At 52.2% G+C, this 20,529-nt stretch carries 18 protein-coding genes; 11 read left to right on the top strand and 7 right to left on the bottom strand.

Going from position 1 to position 20,529, the window contains the following annotated elements; translation table 11 throughout:
- Genes TSP01S_RS02520 through TSP01S_RS02470 form a run of 11 tightly spaced genes read left to right on the top strand, consistent with a single transcriptional unit; the run spans position 1 to position 10,171 of the window.
- A complete protein-coding gene (locus TSP01S_RS02520; RefSeq protein WP_082021627.1) occupies positions 1–807 on the top strand; it encodes an ABC transporter permease in 807 nt (268 codons plus the stop codon).
- 12 nt (positions 808–819) lie between these two features.
- Positions 820–1,986 carry a M20 family metallopeptidase gene (locus tag TSP01S_RS02515; protein ID WP_041076192.1) on the top strand — a complete coding sequence of 389 codons (1,167 nt, stop codon included), beginning with the start codon at positions 820–822 and terminating at the stop codon, positions 1,984–1,986.
- Complete coding sequence (locus TSP01S_RS02510; RefSeq protein ID WP_041076190.1) at positions 1,983–2,942, top strand: ABC transporter ATP-binding protein; 960 nt, start codon at positions 1,983–1,985, stop codon at positions 2,940–2,942. The genes TSP01S_RS02515 and TSP01S_RS02510 overlap by 4 nt, the downstream gene beginning before the upstream one ends.
- Positions 2,943–3,872 (top strand): ABC transporter ATP-binding protein, encoded by a 930-nt coding sequence (locus tag TSP01S_RS02505; protein WP_041076188.1) that lies wholly within the window; start codon positions 2,943–2,945, stop codon positions 3,870–3,872.
- Between the two features lie 2 nt (positions 3,873–3,874).
- Positions 3,875–4,789: a DUF1177 domain-containing protein gene (locus tag TSP01S_RS02500; RefSeq protein WP_041076186.1), complete on the top strand. Its 915-nt coding sequence runs from the start codon at positions 3,875–3,877 to the stop codon at positions 4,787–4,789.
- Between the two features lie 5 nt (positions 4,790–4,794).
- Positions 4,795–5,352 (top strand): cupin domain-containing protein, encoded by a 558-nt coding sequence (locus TSP01S_RS02495; protein ID WP_041078339.1) that lies wholly within the window; start codon positions 4,795–4,797, stop codon positions 5,350–5,352.
- Between the two features lie 58 nt (positions 5,353–5,410).
- Complete coding sequence (locus TSP01S_RS02490; protein WP_193789247.1) at positions 5,411–6,367, top strand: glycoside hydrolase family 130 protein; 957 nt, start codon at positions 5,411–5,413, stop codon at positions 6,365–6,367.
- Positions 6,368–6,380: 13 nt separating this feature from the next.
- Positions 6,381–7,955, top strand: a complete 1,575-nt coding sequence (locus tag TSP01S_RS02485; protein ID WP_041076182.1) for a glycoside hydrolase family 36 protein — start codon at positions 6,381–6,383, stop codon at positions 7,953–7,955.
- A 20-nt stretch (positions 7,956–7,975) separates the two neighbouring features.
- Positions 7,976–9,403, top strand: a complete 1,428-nt coding sequence (gene aglA, locus TSP01S_RS02480) for an alpha-glucosidase AglA (RefSeq protein ID WP_041076180.1) — start codon at positions 7,976–7,978, stop codon at positions 9,401–9,403.
- 35 nt (positions 9,404–9,438) lie between these two features.
- Positions 9,439–9,900: a flavin reductase family protein gene (locus tag TSP01S_RS02475; protein ID WP_052463464.1), complete on the top strand. Its 462-nt coding sequence runs from the start codon at positions 9,439–9,441 to the stop codon at positions 9,898–9,900.
- Positions 9,901–9,913: 13 nt separating this feature from the next.
- On the top strand, positions 9,914–10,171 hold the full coding sequence (locus tag TSP01S_RS02470; protein WP_041076178.1) for a DUF370 domain-containing protein: 258 nt from the start codon (positions 9,914–9,916) through the stop codon (positions 10,169–10,171).
- Here TSP01S_RS02470 and tsaD read toward each other — a convergent pair.
- The 7 genes from tsaD to TSP01S_RS10040 form a co-directional block, all read right to left on the bottom strand.
- A complete protein-coding gene (gene tsaD, locus TSP01S_RS02465; protein ID WP_041076176.1) occupies positions 10,137–11,126 on the bottom strand; it encodes a tRNA (adenosine(37)-N6)-threonylcarbamoyltransferase complex transferase subunit TsaD in 990 nt (329 codons plus the stop codon). The genes TSP01S_RS02470 and tsaD overlap by 35 nt on opposite strands.
- On the bottom strand, positions 11,126–12,340 hold the full coding sequence (gene clpX / locus TSP01S_RS02460; protein ID WP_041076174.1) for an ATP-dependent Clp protease ATP-binding subunit ClpX: 1,215 nt from the start codon (positions 12,338–12,340) through the stop codon (positions 11,126–11,128). Before clpX ends, tsaD begins: the two co-directional genes overlap by 1 nt.
- Before the next feature lie 89 nt (positions 12,341–12,429).
- On the bottom strand, positions 12,430–13,590 hold the full coding sequence (locus tag TSP01S_RS02455) for a TIGR04013 family B12-binding domain/radical SAM domain-containing protein (protein ID WP_041076172.1): 1,161 nt from the start codon (positions 13,588–13,590) through the stop codon (positions 12,430–12,432).
- A complete protein-coding gene (gene holA / locus TSP01S_RS02450; RefSeq protein WP_408033236.1) occupies positions 13,587–14,525 on the bottom strand; it encodes a DNA polymerase III subunit delta in 939 nt (312 codons plus the stop codon). Before holA ends, TSP01S_RS02455 begins: the two co-directional genes overlap by 4 nt.
- Entirely contained in the window at positions 14,506–18,669 is a 4,164-nt protein-coding gene (locus tag TSP01S_RS02445) for an acyl-CoA dehydratase activase (RefSeq protein WP_041076168.1), read from the bottom strand. The genes holA and TSP01S_RS02445 overlap by 20 nt, the downstream gene beginning before the upstream one ends.
- A gap of 8 nt (positions 18,670–18,677) precedes the next feature.
- Positions 18,678–19,967 carry a phosphoglucosamine mutase gene (locus TSP01S_RS02440; protein ID WP_041076166.1) on the bottom strand — a complete coding sequence of 430 codons (1,290 nt, stop codon included), beginning with the start codon at positions 19,965–19,967 and terminating at the stop codon, positions 18,678–18,680.
- A complete protein-coding gene (locus TSP01S_RS10040; protein ID WP_052463463.1) occupies positions 19,964–20,521 on the bottom strand; it encodes a tetratricopeptide repeat protein in 558 nt (185 codons plus the stop codon). Before TSP01S_RS10040 ends, TSP01S_RS02440 begins: the two co-directional genes overlap by 4 nt.
- Between the last annotated feature and the right edge of the window lie 8 nt (positions 20,522–20,529).

The following is a 20,529-nucleotide window of genomic DNA, read 5'->3' as shown; positions in this document are numbered from 1 at the left end:
ATGAACAAACAGATCGTGTTCGGCCTTTCAATAGTTGTTCTGAATGTTCTTCTCGCCGTTTTTGCTCCACTCATAGCGACTCATGAAGTCGACGAGATGGATTTTTTGTACATTTTCGCGAAACCTGGAGAAGGGGGACACATTCTGGGCACCGACGACTACGGTAGGGACATATTCTCGAGACTCATATACGGTAGTCGCATCTCACTGATTGTCGGTGTCATCGCGGTAGGCATAGGTGCTTTGGTTGGAACAGTTCTGGGGATCATCGCAGGTTACTTCGGGGGTCTTTTCGATGCCGTTCTCATGAGGTTCATGGATGCCCTCTTATCTTTCCCTTATGTGCTGTTGGCCATTGCTATGATGGCTGTTCTTGGGGCGGGTTTGTTCAATGCGATGCTGGCGATAGGAATAGTCATGGTACCGAGCTTTTCAAGAATTGTCAGAAGCGCCGTTTTAAACATCAAAAGCGAAGAATTTGTGCTGGCTGCACGGGCACTCGGAGCATCACATTTGTGGATCATTTTCCACCACGTCATACCCAACATCGTACCAGTTTTGATCGTGTACAGTTCCCTCAACTTCTCCGGGGCGGTAATAAGCGAAGCGACACTGAGTTTTTTAGGTTTAGGTATTCAACCTCCTACGCCCTCGTGGGGAAGCATGCTCGCGGAGGCCAGAAACTACTTGCAGACAGCGCCACACATGGCAATATTTCCCGGATTCGCAATCTTACTAACCTGCCTTGGGTTCAATGTACTTGGTGACGGTTTGAGAGATCTTCTGGATCCAAGACTGAAGAGCTGAGGGGGAGAAAAAATGAAGGAAAAGATCGCACAGGTTGTGGACTCAATGAAAGAAGAATTAATCGATCTGGCGAAAAAGATATTCAAAATTGCAGAGCTCTCTTATGAGGAGAAAGAATCTTCAAAGCTGCTCGTCGATTTTCTGAAGCAAAACGGTTTCATGGTCAAAAAGAACATTGCGGGTTTGAAGACCGCTTTCCTGGCAGAAACAGGAGGAGGAAGGCCAAGGATCGCCTTGCTCGCAGAATATGACGCTCTCCCGGAGATAGGCCATGCATGTGGGCACAATATGATAGGCGTTATGAGTTGTGGAGCTGCTGTTGCTGTCAAGAAGGCACTGGGTGAGTTGCCTTGTAGCGTGGTAGTTGTGGGTTGTCCGGCAGAGGAGAGAGGGGCGGGAAAAAAGCAACTGATCAATGCCGGGATTTTCGACGATGTAGACGTTGCGATGATGATACATCCCGCGTCGATGAGTACTGGCTTTGATATAGCCTACGCGATCCGCCGGTACGTGGTGGAGTTTTTTGGAAAATCCGCACACGCAGCAGCAGATCCAGCGAGTGGGAGGAACGCTTTAGATGCTCTCATTCTTATGTTCAACGCGATAGGACTCTGGAGGCAACAGCTTCCAGAGAAGGTCAGGATACACGGAATTATAACAAATGGTGGTCAATCTTTCAACACGATCCCTGAGTATACCAGTGCAGAACTTGCGATCAGGGCCTTGAGGATGGAACAGGTTGAAGAGCTCGAAGAAAGGTTCCGCGAGATTGTTTTAAGCGCGGCAAGGATGACTGGTTGCGATGGACGGATAAGCCTTGCTGAAGAAATGCCGGAAGTGTACGTGAACGTACCATTAGCCAGAAAACTCGAAGAGAACTATAGATTGGTTGGAGAAAGAGTGAGTCCAAGAACGTACGAACAAGGGGTCGGCTCAACAGACACAGGTGCTGTGAGTCATGTAGTACCAACGATCCATGCATACATAAACATCACGGGTGAGAAGACCATACCCACCCACACAAGAGAATTCGCGAAGGCAGCAAACTCGCAGTATGGTTACAGAGCCATGATACGAGCCACTAAGGCTCTCGCTTTCACCGTGTATGATCTCATGACGGACGAAAGATTTCTCCAGGAAGTGAAGCAGTACTTTCAAGAAAGGAGGAGGGAGTTTTGAAGTCCCTCCTTCTCGTTGAGAACCTCGCAATTGAATTCAAAAGCAGATTTGCAAGATTTCGTGTTCCCGACGGCGTTTCTTTCACTGTGTTTGAAGGTGAGTGCGTCGGTCTTGTTGGAGAGAGCGGTTCTGGAAAGAGCGTCACAGCTTTGGCAATTATGGGGCTTCTACCTAAAAATGCAAGAATTACCACCGGGAGAATCGTTTTCGATGGAATCGATATAACCAGCACTGAAGATCATCCACGAGGAAGAAAGATGAGCATGGTGTTTCAGAATCCTCTCAATTCCCTGAACCCCAACATGAAAATAGGCCAGCAACTGTGCGAAGTGCTGATTGAAAACTTCAAAATGAGCAAAGAAGAAGCAAGAAAGAAAGTCATAGAAACAATGACAAAGCTGGGCATTTTCGAAGCAGAGGAAATGCTCGAGAGATATCCGTTCGAATACAGTGGTGGCATGAGGCAAAGGGCAATGATCGCGATGGCCATGTTATGTGAACCAAAGCTGCTCATCGCTGACGAGCCAACCACCGCGTTGGACGTCACGATACAGGCACAGATCATGCAACTGTTCAGGCAGTTGAAATGCAGCTCGAAAACTTCGATACTTTTCATAAGCCACGATTTAAGCCTGGTAGCTCAGATAGCAGACAAAGTCATCGTGATGTACGCTGGAAAAATTTGCGAGATATCACCAACGAGAAAGCTTTTCACGGCTCCCCTTCATCCTTACACTCAGGGATTGATCAGTTCCATTCCAGATTTGAAGAAGAGAGAATCGAAACTACACTCCATTGAAGGCAATGTCCCAAGCCCATTGAGTCCACCGTCAGGGTGTCGGTTTCATCCTCGCTGTGACAAAAGACTTGAAATTTGCACTCGACAAGATCCCCCTGAAATTTGGACGCAGGAACGGTTCGTAAAATGCTGGCTGTACGAGAAAGCGGGGGTCTGAATGATTCTGAGAGTTGAAAATCTCTCAAAAGAGTTCGCTATCGAATTTGATATTCTTGGTAGGCCTGTTAAGTTTCTTAGAGCTGTTCAGGACGTGTCGTTCACTGTGAAAGAAAAGAGTGTGTTCAGCATCGTTGGTGAGAGTGGGTCCGGCAAATCTACTATTGCTCGCATACTCTGCGGTATATACAAACCTACAACCGGTTCGATACACTTCATGGGATCACCTTTGAAAAGATCCGGTCAGATACAGATGGTTTTCCAGGATCCAGAGAGTTCTCTCGATCCGCGCAAAACCATTTTGTTCAGTATAGAAGAAGGACTGAGGATACACAGGGTAGCCAACAGAGAAGAGAGAAAGAAACTCGTTTACGAAACACTCAGAGCTGTGGGATTGACTGAAGATGTGCTATGGAAGTATCCTCACCAGCTGAGCGGTGGACAAAAGCAGAGAGTGGCGATAGCAAGATGTCTCGTCTTGAAGCCGAAATTGCTCATCCTGGACGAACCCACGTCGGCACTGGACGTTTCAGTTCAGGCGCAAATACTGAATCTTTTGATAGATCTCAAACAGTCGTATTCGCTAACTTACATCCTCATCACGCACGATTTGAAAATTGCGTACCATATATCGGATCAAACCATGGTGATGTACCTTGGCCAAATCATGGAGATGGGAGAGACGCAGAAAATCTTGGAGGAACCATTGCATCCGTACACCAAGGCCCTCGTTGCCGCTATTCCGACCCTCGAAGCAAACAAGCTGAAGGATTTTTCTCTCAAAGGTGAGATACCCAGCCCACTGAACCCACCTGAAGGGTGTCCCTTCAGAACGAGGTGTGATTTTGCCTTCAGCAAATGCAGTGAGAAACCACCGCTGATAGATTTCAGAGGTCGAAAAGTGAGATGCCATCTTTACACGGAGGTGTGAGCATGCTATCGCAGGTAATGACTGCGATCGAGGTTCTGGATGATCCTAATGCGAACGGTCAAAGAGTCTGTGAGCTTTTCAACGGTTTTGAAGGCGTGCACGCCGAGTTCGAAACTGTGACAACACCCCGCGGCAAGACAGACGTCGTCAGAATAACGATCCACGGTGACGATGGCTCGGCGCCCGTTCTGGGCATAGTTGGCCAGCTGGGAGGAGTGGGAGCCAGGCCAGAAATGATCGGACTGGTGAGCGATGCGGATGGTGCTGTTGCCGCGCTCGCGTGTGCGCTGAAACTGGCACAGATGAGGCAGAAAGGAGAAGAGCTTGCAGGTACGGTGTTCGTGGCGACGCACGTTTGCCCAAACGCTCCAACCAAAGAGCACAAACCAGTACCGTTCATGGATTCACCGATCGGTGTGAGAGAAGTGTTGCAGCTGATGCTCAACAGACACGTTGATGCGGTTCTTTCCATCGATACCACGAAGGGCAACAGAATTGTGAAAAAGAGAGGCTTTGCGATTTCGCCAACGGTCGTCAAGGGATATATACTCAAGGTGTCGGAAGATCTGTTGAACATCTATGAAAACGTGTGTGGCACTGTGCCCTTCGTGCTACCGATAACGATGCAGGACATAACGCCCTACGACAACGGGGTGTATCACATAAACAGCATCATGCAGCCCTGCACCGTTGTTCCTAACGTCCCGGTCGTTGGAGTGGCCATAACGACTGAAGTTCCTGTGGCTGGCTGTGCGACCGGGGCATCGCACGAGGTCGATATTGAACTTGCGGCGAGGTTCTGTGTGGAGGTTGCCAAATACTTCGGCCGCAGGCAGATCAGGTTTTACGATGAAGCCGAGTTCGAAAAACTGGTGAGACTGTACGGTGACTTCACTCACCTCGTGACTGGGGGATGAACGAAATGGATGGTGAACTCGACAACATAGGTCAGAAGATAAGAACCCTCAGGCAGGCCAAACACATGACGGTGAGGGAACTCGCGAAGCTTGCGGGTGTCACTCCCGGCCTGATCAGCCAGATAGAACATGGAAAAGTATCGCCATCTTTGAGCACGCTCAAGAGAATCCTGTCCGCCCTCGGTGAGACGATCATCTCGCTCGTCGAACAAGAGATAGGCGAGCAGGCGCTCAAAGGTGTGGTGAGGAAAAACGAACGGCGCAAGGTGATCGTGTGCCCTGGTTTGACGTACGAACTCATCTCGACGAAGAACAAGGCTTACTCAATGTTCATATCTTATCTTGAACCGGGTTGTGACAGTGGCGACTCCTTTTACGCGCACGAAGGGATCGAATCCGGTATCATCGTTCAGGGCAGTGTCGAAATAACTCTTGGGGACAGGAAAGTCGTCCTGAACGAAGGTGACAGCATAACCTATCCTTCCACTGTGCCACACAGGTGGAGAAACGTTGGGAACGTCACGGCGATAGGTATCTGGGTGGTCAGCCCGCCGAGCTTTTGAAAGTCAGATATTGATAGGGGGGACCGTTTTGAAAATCTACTGTGAAGAACTTTCCAACATGCCGTGGGAGGACAGACCGAAGGGCCACGATGGGGTGCTGTGGCGTTACAGCAAGAATCCCATCACGAAACGGAATCCCATCAAGAAAGGTGCGCGCGTTTTCAACTCTGCAGTCGTACCGTTTTCAAACGGTTTTGTCGGCGTGTTCAGAGTGGACCACAAAAACACCAGACCCTTCCTGCACGTTGGACACAGCAAAGACGGAATAAACTGGCAGATAGAGGAAGAACCCATCCAGTGGTTCGATCAATACGGCAATCCGTTTCCAGTTGGCTACGCCTACGATCCGAGGGTGGTCAGGATAGAGGACAGTTACTACATAACCTTCTGCACCGACGATCATGGTCCAACCATAGGTGTCGGCGTGACGAAGGATTTCAAACACTTCATCAGGCTGCCGAACGCCTTCGTTCCGTGCAACAGGAACGGTGTGCTGTTCCCGAGGAAGATCAACGGTAAGTACGTCATGCTCAACAGGCCCAGTGACATGGGCCATACGCCCTTCGGAGACATCTTCCTGAGCGAGAGCTTCGACATGATCCACTGGGGCAACCACAGATGGGTGATGGGAAGGAGCAGCAAGAACTGGTGGGAGAATCTGAAGATCGGCGCCGGACCAGCACCCATAGAAACGAGCGAAGGATGGCTTTTGATATACCACGGCGTGACACTGACGTGCAACGGGTACGTCTACAGCTTCGGTGCCGCCCTGCTGGATCTCGAGGATCCGTCGAAAGTGCTGCACAGGAGCAAGTACTACCTGCTCACGCCCGAGGAAGAGTACGAGGTGTGCGGTTTCGTACCGAACGTGGTCTTTCCGTGTGCCGCGCTGTGTGACGGAAAGACCGGCAGGATCGCCATCTATTACGGGGCGGCAGACACTTACGTGGCCGTCGCCTTCGGTTACGTACAGGAGATAGTTGAGTTCGTGAAAGAGAATTCGGATTCGGACTGAGGAGGGAAGAACCATGCAGGTGATGGGAAGGAGTTTGAAAGAAGGGGAGTTCACGGTAGAAACGAACGAGTACTGTGTGAAGGCAGAGCTTGTGAAGACCAGCTTCGGCTGGATGCTGAAAGGAAAGATCAAAGGAAAGGTTGGAAGGATAGAGATCTTCAGAACAGAATCTTTCAAGAAAGCCTTCGTGAACAACTGGCAATCCTGGGGGCCGTGCAAACCGATCGATACGGAAGAGTTTCAGCCCATCAGCCCGGACAGGGACTGGCAGTACTCAGCGTCTCCTGTTCCCGAGTTGCTCGCGAGCAGGCTCGTAAGCGATTACTTCGTCGCGGGACACGGGAGACTGTACGGTTTCCTCACTTCGAAGTTCGCACATCCTTTCTTCACGTTCGAGAAGAATGAGCTTGTGGCGTACCTGGAATATTTCGACACAGATTTCGAAGACTACGTCCCGCTCGAAAGCTTCGTCTTCATAGAAAATTCTGACGACTACGATCTGTTAACAGAGTACGCAGAACTCGTCGCGCAGGAAAACAACGCGCAGTTCAAGAAAGACCGCTTCGTCGGATGGTGCAGCTGGTATCACTATTTTCTGGATCTGACCTGGCCGGACGTGTTGAAGAATTTAGACCTTGCGAAAAGATATCCCATAAAGATCTTCCAGATCGACGATGGCTACGAAGCGGACATCGGCGACTGGCTGGACAGCAAGGATGGCTTTCCAAACCTGGATGAGATGGCCAGAACGATCCTTCAAAGTGGTTTTGAACCAGGCATATGGACCGCGCCGTTCAGCGTCTCTGAAACTTCGAAGCTGTTCGCGCGGCATCCAGACTGGGTGGTGAAAGAAAACGGAAAACCGAAGCTCGCTTACAGGAACTGGAAGAAGAACATCTACGCGCTGGATCTGAGCAGGGAAGATGTGAAACAGTGGCTGTACGAACTGTTCAGCTCGCTCCGCCGAATGGGTTTCTCCTATTTCAAGATCGATTTTCTCTTCGCGGGAGCCCTTCCTGGAGAAAGACAGAGATCCATCAGCCCGATCCAGGCCCTGAGGGAAGGTTTGAAGATCGTACGCGAAGCTGTGAAGGATGGCTTCGTTCTGGGTTGCGGTTCTCCACTCATTCCGGCGGTCGGACTCGTCGATGGCATGAGGATAGGACCGGACACCGCGCCTTACTGGGGAGAGCGATTGGCGGATCGGGGCATTCCGGCGGCGAAATGGGCGCTCAGAAACGCCATCACGAGATCTTTCATGAACAGAAGACTCTGGCAGAACGATCCAGATTGTTTACTCTTGAGAACGCAGAAAACCGAGCTGAGTGAGAACGAAAGAAAGCTCTACGCGTACACCTGTGGCGTTCTGGACAACATGATAATTTTGAGCGACGATCTTTCACTCTACGAAGATTCTTCGAACGAGATTCTGCAAACCACTCTCCAGCTGCTCGGTGGAAAAGTGAAAGTGTCCAACATCTTCGACGAAGAACCGGCCTACAGTATCGAATCTTTCAACACGAAGATGGGTAACGTCAGGCTCGATGTCGATCTGACGAACAGAACTTTCGAGCTGAAACGTTTCTGATTTCAAAAGGAGTGATCACCGTGAAGATCGCGATGATAGGTGCGGGAAGCGTGAGGTTCGCCCAGCAGATCATCGGTGACGTGGCGCAGACGGAAGAGCTCTCAAAATCAGACACCTTCATCTACCTGATGGACATCAACGAAGAAAGATTGAACGCTTCCCACGTGCTCGCCCAGAAGTACGTTCAGGAACTCGGCTCGCCGGTGAAGATTGTGAAAACCTCACAGCTCGACGAAGCCATCGAAGGAGCCGATTTCATCATAAACACGGCGTACCCTTACGATCAAAGGTATCACGAAGATGGATTTCAGAGGTGGGACAGCGTCACGGAGCTCGCAGAGAAGTACGGTTATTACAGGGGCATAGACAGCCAGGAATTGAGCATGGTCTCGACGTACAGCTACGTTCTGGCATCGTATCCCGATGTGAAACTGGCGCTCGAGATCGCAAGGAGAATGGAAAGACTGGCTCCAGACGCTTATCTGCTTCAAACAGCGAATCCCGTTTTCGAGATCACTCAGGCGGTCAAGAGGGTCAGCAAGGCCAAGATCATCGGTTTCTGTCACGGAGTTGCTGGAGTTTATGAAGTCTTTGAGCGGTTGAAGCTCGATCCGAAGGATGTGGACTGGCAGGTGGCGGGGGTGAACCACGGCATCTGGTTGAACAGGTTCAGATACAAAGGAAAGGACGCTTACCCACTCCTGGACGAATGGATAGAGAAAGAGCTTGCAAACTGGAAATCGAGAAGTCCGTGGGACATCCAGATGTCTCCCGCCGCGATGGACATGTACAGATTCTACGGCATGCTTCCGATAGGCGATACTGTGCGCAACGGAACGTGGAAGTATCACTACGATCTTGAAACGAAGAAAAAGTGGTTCGGTGAATTTGGAGGAATAGACAACGAGGTGGAGAGGCCGAAACTTCATGAGATGCTCAGAATGGCGAGAAAGAGACTGATAGAGCTCGCTCAACGCGTCCAGCTCCACGAGAACGTGAAGCTGACGGAAGAGTTTCCCGAGATCTTCAGAAAGGGTCGGATGAGCGGAGAACAGCACGTTCCGTTCATCAACGCCATCGCGAACGATAAACGGGTGAGACTCTTCTTGAACGTCGAGAACCAGGGGGCTCTGAAGGACTTTCCGGACGATCTCGTCATGGAACTGCCCGTGTGGGTGGACAAAAGCGGTGTACACAGGGAGAAGATCGAGCCCGATTTGACCGACAGGATCAAGAAGTTCTACCTCTGGCCCAGGATACTGAGGATGGAGTGGAACCTGGAGGCGTTCTTTTCAAGAGATGTCAGAGTGCTCGAAGAGATCCTCCTCAGAGATCCCAGGACGAAATCTTACGAGCAAGTCGTCGCGGTCATCGACGCGATACTGAACCTGCCGTTCAACGAAGAGCTGAGGGAACATTATCGTTTCTCTCGTGAAAAGAGGGTATAATTTTCTCGAAGGCTTGCATGACGGGGTGAGGGACGATGTTCAAGAGCGCGTTCGACTGTTTGGTTCAGGGGGTTTACATAGTTTCGAGCTGCATTGAAGATGAGAAGGCTGGCCTCGCGGCAGCATGGTTGATGCAATCTTCCTTCAAGCCCGCCATGCTGGCCGTCGCGCTCGGACCGACACGAAAAACGGCGGAGGTCATAGAGAAGAGCAAGAAGTTCGCTGTTCAGGTCCTGGACAAAAAACAGAAAGAGATAGGTGAACTGTTCGGTTATTATTCGAGCAGGAACGTGGACAAGTTTTCCAAGGTTCGCTGGTTCGAGAGCGAGAAGCTCAAACTGCCCATCGTTGAAGGTGTGATAGCCTACTTCGAATGCGAGCTGGTCGGTAAGCTCGAAAGCGGCGATCACGTGATCTACAATGGTCTGGTCGTGAACCACAAGCTTCTGAACCCTCAGGGAGAACCCATGATCTTCTCCATGAGAGACTGGTTCTGAGGATGTGAGCACCATGCTTGTACAGATCGTGAAAGGTGTGTTCGTCAACGCGGACAGGATCAAAGCCGTAGTCCCGGTGAACAACACGATGGCGAAACAGCTCAGGGACACTGCAAGTTTTTCAAACAAAATGGTGAACCTCACCTACGGTGCACAAGCAAGAAGCGCGATTTACATCGACAGTGGTCACGTGCTGATCCTTGCGGAGAAGGCGACAAAGGTGAGGCAGAAACTGCTCAAAAAGAGAGGTACGGGACAGCGTTCAAGCTGAGGTCAGAGAACTTTCCCCTGCGCGCGAGGTCCAAACCTGCCCGCGCGATCATGGCTGCGTTGTCCATGCACAGCTCCACGGGTGGAACGTAAAGTTCCAGGTTCCTCTTTGAGCATTCCTCTGCGAGCTTCTCTCTCAACCGTGAATTTGCCGCGACGCCGCCGACCAGAAGCACTTTTTTCATTCCCATCAATTCTGCGGCGTGCATCGTCTTCCAGACCAGTACGTCCACCACGGCTTCCTGAAAAGAAGCCGCCACGTCCGATCTGTTCGCATCCGGTTCACTTCTGACCAGATAAAGAACCGCCGTCTTCAGACCGGAAAAGCTGAAGTTCAGATTGCCCCTTTCGAGCATCGCCCTTGGAAAGTGATACCTGTGGGGATCTCCAGACCTGGCCGCTCTCTCTATCGCAGGTCCGCCGGGATAACCGAGCCCGAGCAGGCGTGCGACCTTGTCGAAGGCTTCACCGGCCGCATCGTCGACGGTTCTTCCAACGACTTCTGCCTGGGTCGGATCCTCTTTGAACAGAAGTAGTTCTGTGTGTCCACCACTCACGAGCAGGGCGAGGTAAGGTGGTTCAAGCTGTGGAAAGTTCAACTTGACCGCGTAGACGTGGCCCAGAAGGTGGTTCACACCGACGAGCGGTTTTTTGAGCGCGAGGCTCAAGCCTTTCGCGAACGAGACTCCGACCATCAGCGCACCGATGAGACCTGGCCCGTGCGTGACGGCAACAACGTCTACGTCTCTCAAGTCTATTCTCGCGTCCTCGACGGCTTTTCGGAAGATCTGCGGGAGGTTCTTCAAATGGTGCCTCGCTGCGACCTCCGGAACGACACCACCGAAAGGTTCGTGGACCTTCACCTGTGACGAAACGACGTTGGAGAGTATTCTCTCTTCGTCGACTATCGCGACCGAGGTTTCGTCGCAGGAAGTTTCTATTCCAAGGACTTTCATCACGCGATCTCTCGCATCACGAGCCTCGGTTTCTCTTTGCCTTCAACTGCCGCAGCGGTGATGATCACTTTCTCAACGTTGTGCGAGGAAGGTAACTCGAACATCGCATCCATCATGACCTCTTCGAAGACGCTTCTCAAGGCACGAGCACCCGTTCCGCGCTTCAACGCCTTTCTGGCGATCGCGACCAGAGCGTCCGGTTCTATCTCGAGCTGTACGTTGTCGAGCTCGAACAGTTTTTTGTACTGCTTTATCAAGGCGTTCTTCGGTTCGTTGAGTATCCTGACCAGATCCTCCTCCGTGAGATCGTCCAGCGTCGCGATCACGGGGAATCGACCAACGAACTCGGGGATCATGCCGTACTGGACTAAATCGTCCGGTGTGACCTGCGCGAGGATCTCACCCAGTCTCATCTGTTTCTTGCTCTTCACGTCTGCCCCAAAGCCCATCGATGAACTCTGGATCCTTCTCTTGATGATCTCCTCCAGCCCGTCGAAGGCACCACCGACGATGAACAGTATGTTCGTCGTGTCAACCTTGATGAATTCCTGGTAGGGATGTTTCCTCCCACCCTGAGGCGGTACGTTCGCGATCGTACCCTCGACGATCTTCAGCAAACCTTGCTGCACACCTTCACCCGAAACGTCTCTCGTTATCGACGGGTTCGGAGACTTCCTGGCGATCTTGTCTATCTCATCTATGTAGATGATCCCGTACTGGGCTCTCTCTATATCGAAGTTGGCAACTTCCAGCAAGCGGAGCACGACGTTCTCCACATCCTCTCCCACGTAACCCGCTTCCGTGAGCGGTGTGGCGTCCGCTATGGCGAACGGCACGTCCAGTATCTTGGCCAGCACGCGCGCGATCAACGTCTTCCCGCTTCCCGTCGGCCCGATCATCATGATGTTGGACTTTTCCATCTCGACGTCGTCGAAACTGCCGCCGTAGAAGACCCTCTTGTAGTGGTTGTAGACCGCCACGGAGATGATCCTCTTGGCCCTCTCTTGTCCGATCACGTACTTGTCGAGCTCGGCCTTTATCTCAGCCGGTTTTGGGAGAGGCTTCCTGCGCTCTCTCTTCACTCGCTTGTCCGTCGTCAAAAGATCGTGGAAGAGCTCGACACACTCGTCGCATATGTATGCGCTCGGACCAGCTATTAACTTTCCAACCTGACTCGCGGGCCTTCCGCAGAAAGAACAGAACTTCTCAGGCAACGTAGTTCCCTCCGTGCGAACATTTTAGCACAGTCTCCGCCTCGTTACTTTAACACAATTTCACGAAAGCTATAACACAAATGAGCGTATCAGCGTGTCTGCGAGTGGAGTTCCCAGGACATGTGTTCCTGCTTCTGCCAGTACCCGTCGAGCTTTCCCTGCGCGGAAAGTTGAGACAGCCTCTTTTTGAGCCAGTGCGGCAAGCGTGCGCTTCCCGCTCTTTCCAAACTCGTTCCGGGCAGTGGCAAGAAGCTGTGTGCGTGTATCTTGCAACCCATTTCAACCAGTTTCTCAACGAACTGCAGGGTCTCGTGCTGGTCCTCTTGGGTTTCGAAAGGAAAACCGAAAATGAAGTCCACGTGCGGTACGAACCCGTGACGCTTTATCGTGTCCACGGCCTTCAGAACGTCCTCTGTGCTGTGATTCCTTCTCAAAATTTTGAGGACCCTTTCACTGCCACTCTGAGCGCCCACGATAATGCTTCTGTTGTTCACGTACTTTTTGACCACGCTCAGGACCTCGTCGTTCACAGATTCTGGTCTCACGTCCGAGGGGAAGGTTCCGAAGTAGATCTCTCTCATGCCTATTTTCCGGAGATTGAAAAGCAACGATTCTATGGCGTCCACGTTCGGTGTAACACCATCCTTCGAGCCGTAACCGAAGGCGTTCGGCGCTATGAATCTCGCGACGTACTTGTGCTTTTTCAGACCGAGCTGGCAGTAATGAACGATCTGTTCAACGCTCCTGTGTCGAACGATCTTTCCAGCGATCGACGATGTCTGACAGTACGCACAGCCGAACGGGCAGCCCCTCGTGATCTCGATCGGCATGAACTGTGAAAGTTCCACGCAGAAGGGAGGATAGTCGTTGAGATCGACTCTCCTGCTCACCCCATCGAAGATGGATCGCCTTTCGCCCTTCAAAAACTCGATCAGGTTCTCCTCCCCATCACCGATGAAAACGTGATCGAACCCCATCGCGAGGCATTCCTCAGGCCGCGCCGTCGGGTGGGGCCCACCGGCCAGCAGAGTGTAACCTTTCGACTTGAGCAACTTCACTTCTTCCTGAACCTGTCCGAGGTCGAAGCTCATGAAGGAGTACGCCACGAAGCTGTCGGTGGGGTAAGATAAGATGTCCTCAAGTCTTCTGGCGATGACGATTTCGACGGAGTCGAGTCTGCTCACCACCGCGCTCAGCAACGCCACGACGCTGTAACGGTTGAACTTCGTCTGTCTGAAGATCAACCTCACGGTTTTTCACCCATGATCTTTCGAACCTGATCGAGGAAACTGTGGATCGCTAAATTGGGAGTGGGAGAGCTCTTCACTGCGAGATCGAGCCAGTACAGTCTTTCAAGGATCTTTTCCAGCTTTTCGGCGTCGTACAGGCTCACGTGGTTCACGGACTTGCCGGCACCCTTGAAAGAGAAACCCAGAAACCTGGCCGTCTTTCCGAGTCCCACACCGAGTTTTTCAGAGACTTCTTTTATCACGGGCCAGGGGTAATTTTCTCTCTTCTCGACGAAGAGCACGATCTTGTAGAGATCGAGGAAGTGTCTGGCGAGGGACGCGACCACGACGATGGGCTCGGTGGTTTTCAGGATCGATCCCAGCAGCACGTGTGCCTTTTCGAAATCGCCCATCGAAACTCTGAAACAGAATTCGTCTATGTCGCTTCTGACGTATTGAGAAATCACCTGCTGGATGGTCTCTTCGGTCGGTCGATCCGTCACGCAGGCGAGTTTTTCGATCTCTCTTTCTAAAAGTTCGTCGTTCGGTCCGACCCTTTCGAAGATCAATTCAGCTATCTTCTGCGAAGCAGATATTTTGTGCTTTCTGAGCCTTTCTGAAACGTAATCGATCCACTTTTCCTGTTCCCACGGTTTTGGTAGCGACAGCTGCACGACTTCCTTAGCCTTCACACCCTCTTCGGTTCTGACGATCACGCTGATCCTTGAAGGTTCGGCCATCTCCAAAAGTTTTTTCTGATCGTCCTTTTTCCATTCGTCGAAATCGACCACGTCCAGGAGCACCTCGTCGAAGAAAAGACCTGCCTGCGAGAGCAGATTGAACGCCCCATCCTTTTCCTCTGCGTTCACCTTGATCCTTTTGAGCCGTCTTTTTTGACAGAAATTTTCCACGTATTCGTCCTTCAAAACTCTCGCATCACCGGCGAGAAAGATCACCGGCAAGAGCTTCACTTCCCTTCCTGAGCTGTTTGATCTGGGCGATGAACGCGTCCAACCTGGCCTCTATCGATGGCGTGAACGGATTACCATCCAGCTCGATCGAGATGAACGGCAACGACTTTCCAAGTTTTCTCTTTTTATCTTCGATGGCCTTCTTGAGTATGGATTCCGCTATGCGGCTCGGCATGCACGCGAACGGCCCGACCGCTATCACTCCGTCGTAGAATTCGCCTATCTCGGCGAGCGTGCTTCCGATCGTCAGAATGGCTTCCCCAGTCAGGTTCGGTGAAAGATAAGGCTTTGCCGTTTCCACCACGTGTGAGACGTCGAGCATGCGCGCGTCGCACAGGCCAGTCCGCGCGAACAAACGCTTGATCCTCCACTCGAAGTACCGGAGCACCTGCATTTCCAGCCACTTTTTCATCCTCTGGAAACGCGTCGAATCCTTGCTCACCAATCTTTCGATGAAGATGTAATAGGTGTAGTAGAGCCATTCGTGTATCGGTGAGATGTGCAGCACGATGCCTTCCCTCGCGAACAGATCTTCCATCTTCTTCCTGCTGAATTCGTCCCAGCGCACGTATATTTCTCCCGTCATCATCACCTTGGGTGATTTCATGTACGCTTCGTGCAGTTTCAGAGATTCGAGCTCCTGACACACCTTTTTCACCGTTGTGAAGAAACCAGACAGAGAATCCTTCCTCAAACTTTCCAGGATCATTTCCTGATGCTTCTCGATCAAGGATTCTACAAGCGTCTGGTCTTTCATGAGGGCTCTGAGAGATTTCTCCACGTTGGAGTACAGATCCGAAACCAGCACGGCCAGCCACGCACGCAGGGTGAAGCTTACTCCCAGGCCTCCGTACGCGTTCTCAGAGTTCAGCGAGACCAGGCCGACATCCTTCACCGCGTTCTGTTCGAGCCACAACTTCATGTAAATGCTGTACTGGCCGAACCTGCACGGGCCCGACGTGGTCGGCATGAAGTACAGGGTGATCTCACCTTCGGGCCTTTCCTGAAGGTATCTTATGAGCGAGCCGAGCGTCAGGTGCAAAGGCAGGCATTCCTTGGAGAGAGAGTTGCCCCTGCCCAGTCTGAACTCGATCTCCCCGGGAGCGGGGCACACGTGCGTTCGAACCCCGAAGCGAGAGATCGCCGCCGCCAGGCACCTGGCTCCGAACGCGCCCATCGTCGGGAAGACGAGTCTCACTCTCGGGTCGGTCCAGGGAATCTTCTCGCCGTCTTTGAGGACGAAGACGCCGGATTTGTCGATCTGAACTTCGAGAGGTTTGGAAGGCGAGGGTTGCTTTTTCTTTTCTCTCCTGCATTTGATGATGTCCAAGAACGCTTCTATACGGGTTTCCAGACCGGCGTCAGCGGTGTGGCTGTCCAGTTCCAGAACGAGCGCCGGTTTTTCACCCATGACCGCTTTGAAGTAAGAGAGGATGAACGAGTCAGGGCCGCAGCTGAAATTCGTTATGAAAACAGGATACAGCTTGGGATGGTCTTTCACGTACCTCGCGGCCTTCAGCATCATCTCTCCCCAGGTCCAGTACATCCTCTCGTAACCGGGCAGCGGTTCGAACGGAAGAACGTCGAAACTCGCCACGGGATAGCCGTAACTGGCGATCTTCCTCGGAACTCCGAGGTTCGCGTGGGACTGGAAAGCGTTGTACGCCCTCCCGAAGATGACGATACCCATACCGGCTTCTTCTACTTTCTTCAGAAATTCTTCACCGAGCCTCTTCACGCCCTCTTCGAAGGTCCTCTGCGCTTTCTTCGCTTCTTCGAAAGCTGCTCTGACCCTTTCTCTGTCGAAGCCGAGGGGTTTGAACATCCGGAAGATGTTTTCGAAGACGAGTTCTTCAGGATCGTTGAAATCGATGCTGCAGGAAAGGAGCTGAACCTTCTCGAGTTCAGAGATATCGGCCCTCAGCCAGTCTGCCTCGCTCTGAACGAAAGGACAGTAGACGCCGTTCTTTTCTGAACCGGCCGGTCTGGCCCCTCGAATCCTCGGAATGAAGACATAATCAACGTTTTTCTTCAAAAGGTTCAGCACGAAACCGTGGGAAAGCTCGACGGGAAAACAGAACTCTGATCCCATGCGATCTTTCCCACTTTCATCAGGTTCGTCCGGAAGGACGACCTCGAAGCCGAGCTTTATGAAAAGTGTCGAGAAGAATGGGAAGAAGACGTTCATCGCGAAGGATTTGCTCACTCCGACCTTCTTTCCGCCACCGTTTTGCTTCAGTTCGAAAACCATCTTCTCTCTTCTCGCGACGAAATCGTACTCTGAGGCATCGAAACTGTGTTCCCTGAACGCTTCGTAACGGTTGCACGCCCCTCCGTAGGGTATCCTTTTGCCGTTGACCTCTATCACGCTGATGGTACACTTCCTGTCGCAACCGGTCCTTCCACCCGTGCAGACGAAAGGTTTCAGATACTTCACCTCGCGGTTCGCGAGTTCCTGAAGATCGTAAGAACCTTTTTCTATCACACCCTTTTCCATGTCTTCGAGTGCCATGAGCGCGATCCCGTAGGCGCCCATGAGACCCGGTTCCGGTGGCACGACGATCTTCTTACCCGTGAGTGCCGCCATCGCGAGCGGTACGGCCCTGTTGTAACAGGTACCTCCCTGCGCGAAAACCTTGTTCCCGACGGGCCTGTTACCCTTCACCCTGTTCAGATAGTTCATGCAGACAGAGTAGACCAACCCAGCGCATATGTCCTCGGCGGATATGCCTTCCTGTATCGCGGTCTTTATGTCGCTGTTTATGAACGCCGCACACTGGTCGCTGAAGTTCGGTGGGTTTTTCGCCTTGAGGGCGTAATCTGCGATCTGTCTGTAATCTATGTTCAAAGACTCTCGCGCCGCTTCTTCCAGGAAAGACCCCGTCCCTGCGGAACACGCCTCGTTCATGGCGTAGTCGTAGGGTACACCTTCGTTCAGATAGGTGTATTTGGCGTCCTGACCGCCGATCTCGAAGATCGTGTCGACCTCGGGATCGAAATACGCCGCAGCCTTCGCGTGCGCCATGATCTCGTTGTGGATCGATTTGGTCTGTGCGTGCAGTCCCACGATCTTCCTTCCGGAACCCGTCACGCCCACCGCGACGATCTTCACAGGCACGTCGAGCTGTGAGAGAATTTCGCTGTAACACTTCTTCGCGGCACCTATGGGATCACCGAGCGTTCTGAGATAACTGCTGGCGAGTATCTTCTTGTCCTTGATCCTCACCAGCACGGCCTTGGTCGTGGTCGAACCCACATCCACACCGAGTACGCACGCGTCGTTCGGCTCAGCCTTTCCCCTCTCCATGTGCTTGAACTCCACCATGGACAGATAGTTCGAGAGGGGAGGCAGTCTGAGAAAGGCGGAAGGTATCTCTCTGGGTATCACGTGGTATTTCTTGACCTTCCCAGAAGGATTTTCCAGCAACCACAGATAGGCACCGAGAGCCTCGAAGTAAGTTGCCTCTTCGGGCACGACGAACTCTATGCGACCGTCGAGATGTCTCAGCATGAGTTTGTTCCTCGTGGTGCCACCTATCAAAAGCACCCTCTTCACGTTCGCGTTGCTCGAAAGCTGCAAGATCTTGTCCGCCATGACCTTTCCGAGTCCACTGAGAACGAGGTCTTTGGGAATGCCTTTGTTCAGCGCGTGCGTGCAGTCACTCTTGCAGAAAACCGTGCACCGCGAAGAGAGTCTGTAAAAGCCATCCACGTTCACCGAATCTATGGACGAAAGATCCAGTCCCATCCTCTTGAGCTGTTGCAGAAAGAACTCTCCGGTACCGGAGGCACACTTGCTGCCGACGTGTATCGCGCTGACCTCGCCGTTAGAGTCGAGCTGGTACAGCACGAAGTTTTCCCCACCGGCGCTCACGATGCCGTCACACGGGCCGTACTTCTCTTTCAGCTTTCTGTACGCGTACTGCACGGCGAGAGACTCCGGGATGTTCGGAGCTTTGAAGATCCTTCTCAGTTTCCTTCCGGTGAAGACGAGTTCGAGTTCTTCGGGTGAATCTTGAAGGATTCTCTCAACGGTACCTATGGGGTCACCGTTGTGTGGAATCCACGCGGGTCCCTGTTCTGTGAAGGTGGACACACTCGAAGAACCCACGCAGATCGCCAGCCGCATCTGTTCTGTCACCCCCGATCCAGCTCGCGCACCAGTTCGCTCAGCTCCTCGGCGATCCTCCTGACATCAGCTTCATCCTTCCCCTCGACCATCACGCGCACCAGCCTCTCCGTACCGGAAGCCCTGACAACGATTCTGAAACGCTCGTCGTATTTTTCCAGCTCTTTCTTCAACAAAGGATGCTCAGCCACGGATCTGTTCGTGACGGGTACGTTGATCAGGACCTGAGGATAATCCTGCACCTCTTTGGAAAGATCGTCCGCCGTTCTGCCGGTCAGAACCATCAACCTCAAAAACTCCAGTGCCGTTATGAGGCCGTCTCCCGTCGTCGATCTGTCCAGAAATATTATGTGACCCGACCTTTCCCCACCGAGCGTTGCGTCAAGCTGCAGCATGCCTTCGAGCACGTACTTGTCCCCCACCTTCACCCTCGCAAGTTTTATACCCCTGTTGAGTAAATAATCCTCTAAAGCTTTGTTACTCATTATTGTCGCCACGACGGTGTCGTTGCGGAGTCTTCCTTCGCTCTTCAGCTGGACCGCGAGAACCCCCATGATCTTGTCTCCGTGGATCTCTTCACCCTTTCGACTGAGCAGAATGCATCTGTCCGCATCGCCATCGTGCAGCACACCGATGTCGAAACCTTCCATCTGCCCCGCGAGGAACTGCGGATGCTGAGAACCGCAGTTTTCGTTTATGTTCTTTCCATCCGGTTCGTACGAGAAGCACGTCACGCTGGCACCGAGGGCCTTCAGAACCTCTGGTGTCGTGGTGATCGCTGCCCCGTTCGCCAGATCCACGGCCACCCTGAGACCGGAAAGATCGAGCTTCTTGAAGGATTCGAGGATCGTTTTCAGATAGATCTCTCGAAGGCTCGGATCTGTCTCAACGGATCCTTCTTCCACACCTGCCGAGACGTTCTGCATGAGCGATTCGATCCTCCTCTCTTCCTCGTCCGGGAGCTTGAAGCCAGACCTGAGCACCTTTATCCCGTTGTACTGGTACGGATTGTGAGAAGCAGAGATCACGATTCCAAAACAGTCCAAGAGTTTGCTGATCATCGCCACCGCAGGGGTTGGTAGAACGCCGGCGAGCTTCACCTTCGCACCCTTCCGCGACAATCCTTTCACCAGGGCCTGTTGAAGTGCCCCGGCGGACTCCCTCGTGTCGTGTCCGATCACGAAGAGGGACGAACCGTAGAGTTCTCCGAGCGCCAGGCCGAGTTTGTAGGCAAGCTCGTCCGTCAGATCGTCCCCGTAAATACCTCTCAGTCCATCGGTTCCGAAGAGCTGTTTCATCGCCTCAGGACCTCCCTGTAAGTTTTTTCGAGTTCGTCCGCTTTCTCTTTCTCGCCCGTTTGTCTGTAGAGATCTATCAGAAGCCTGATCGCCTGAGATCTGTACAGCGAATCTGGCATTTGCAAAACCATGTTCAGCTGAAGCTTGGCTTCCAAGCTGCGACCAGCCTTCGCCAGACTCTGTCCCATGAGGTAGACGAGCTCGGCTCTCCTTTCATCGCCCTCCGGGAGCTGTTCGAAAGCCTTCTTGAAATACTCGTACGCGGTTGAAAAATCTCCGAGGTTCAGTTTCACAACACCCAGACTGTAATATTTCTCGAAGACTTTCTCTTTCAACGTGCTGTTCAAGCTTTCCAGTTCTTTCAAACCGTGTACTTTGACGTACTGTTCGAACCTGTCGTAATCTTCGTTCACGTACAGTTTGTACGCTTCAATGATCCTTTCATTCCTCTTCAACTGAGTCCTCATCGATACGAACGCCTGAAAACTCAACAGAAAGAGGAGGGCAAAGACGGTGAGCAAAACCAGAAAGAATTTCTCAAGACGCATCTTCACACCCAGCA

Source organism: Thermotoga caldifontis AZM44c09, assembly GCF_000828655.1.
GTDB classification, from domain to species: domain Bacteria; phylum Thermotogota; class Thermotogae; order Thermotogales; family DSM-5069; genus Pseudothermotoga_A; species Pseudothermotoga_A caldifontis.
Note: the sequence above shows the minus strand (reverse complement) of the source record. Positions and strands in the feature narration are given on the sequence as shown.

Excerpts from the sequence above, each read along its gene's own strand:
- TSP01S_RS02485 (WP_041076182.1), top strand. The coding sequence starts at position 6,381 with ATGCAGGTGATGGGAAGGAGTTTGAAAGAAGGGGAGTTCACGGTAGAA.
- TSP01S_RS02505 (WP_041076188.1), top strand. The coding sequence starts at position 2,943 with ATGATTCTGAGAGTTGAAAATCTCTCAAAAGAGTTCGCTATCGAATTT.
- TSP01S_RS02470 (WP_041076178.1), top strand. The coding sequence starts at position 9,914 with ATGCTTGTACAGATCGTGAAAGGTGTGTTCGTCAACGCGGACAGGATC.
- TSP01S_RS02515 (WP_041076192.1), top strand. The coding sequence starts at position 820 with ATGAAGGAAAAGATCGCACAGGTTGTGGACTCAATGAAAGAAGAATTA.
- TSP01S_RS02490 (WP_193789247.1), top strand. The coding sequence starts at position 5,411 with ATGCCGTGGGAGGACAGACCGAAGGGCCACGATGGGGTGCTGTGGCGT.
- TSP01S_RS02520 (WP_082021627.1), top strand. The coding sequence starts at position 1 with ATGAACAAACAGATCGTGTTCGGCCTTTCAATAGTTGTTCTGAATGTT.
- TSP01S_RS02440 (WP_041076166.1), bottom strand. The coding sequence starts at position 19,967 with ATGAAACAGCTCTTCGGAACCGATGGACTGAGAGGTATTTACGGGGAC.
- TSP01S_RS02475 (WP_052463464.1), top strand. The coding sequence starts at position 9,439 with ATGTTCAAGAGCGCGTTCGACTGTTTGGTTCAGGGGGTTTACATAGTT.
- TSP01S_RS02500 (WP_041076186.1), top strand. The coding sequence starts at position 3,875 with ATGCTATCGCAGGTAATGACTGCGATCGAGGTTCTGGATGATCCTAAT.
- TSP01S_RS02495 (WP_041078339.1), top strand. The coding sequence starts at position 4,795 with ATGGATGGTGAACTCGACAACATAGGTCAGAAGATAAGAACCCTCAGG.
- TSP01S_RS02445 (WP_041076168.1), bottom strand. The coding sequence starts at position 18,669 with ATGCGGCTGGCGATCTGCGTGGGTTCTTCGAGTGTGTCCACCTTCACA.
- tsaD (WP_041076176.1), bottom strand. The coding sequence starts at position 11,126 with ATGAAAGTCCTTGGAATAGAAACTTCCTGCGACGAAACCTCGGTCGCG.